Annotated in this window: 1 protein-coding gene; it reads left to right on the forward strand. The window is 43.6% G+C overall.

From position 1 onward, the window contains the following. Positions 1-510, forward strand: a 510-nt coding sequence (locus AC1DUW_RS32235; RefSeq protein ID WP_477644639.1) for a branched-chain amino acid ABC transporter permease, incomplete at both ends; no start/stop codon positions are given.

The following is a 510-nucleotide window of genomic DNA, read 5'->3' on the forward strand; positions in this document are numbered from 1 at the left end:
ATAAATGGGAGGGGCTGACGGAGGGGGTTAGAGGATTGATTGGCATCCCTGCCCCAGGTAATATCGGTCCAATAACATTCGATACGGCAGCTTCACAATATTATCTTGTCCTTGTGTTTCTGCTTGCGGTGATCATAGTCATGTATCGGATTATCCATTCGTTAACAGGTAGAACGTATATGGCCATCAGGAATAGTGAGGACCTTGCTCAAACGATTGGTATATCCACGATGAAGAATAAACTGACGGCCTTTGTCCTTTCTACATTTTTCGCAGGTTTGGCTGGAGCCCTGTATGCTTCATTCATTCGGTTTATTGGACCYGATATCGGCTCAACCTCCATTATGTTCGACCTATTGATGTATCTCTTAGTTGGTGGAATTGGGACACTTTCGGGACCGTTGGTGGGAACGTTACTGCTCGTAATACTTTCGCAAAATCTGCAATTTCTTCAAGAGTACCGAATGTTGATCTTCGGACCTTTGCTTACATTAATCATCATCTTTTATC

Source organism: Peribacillus sp. P4_C12 (assembly GCF_056402095.1).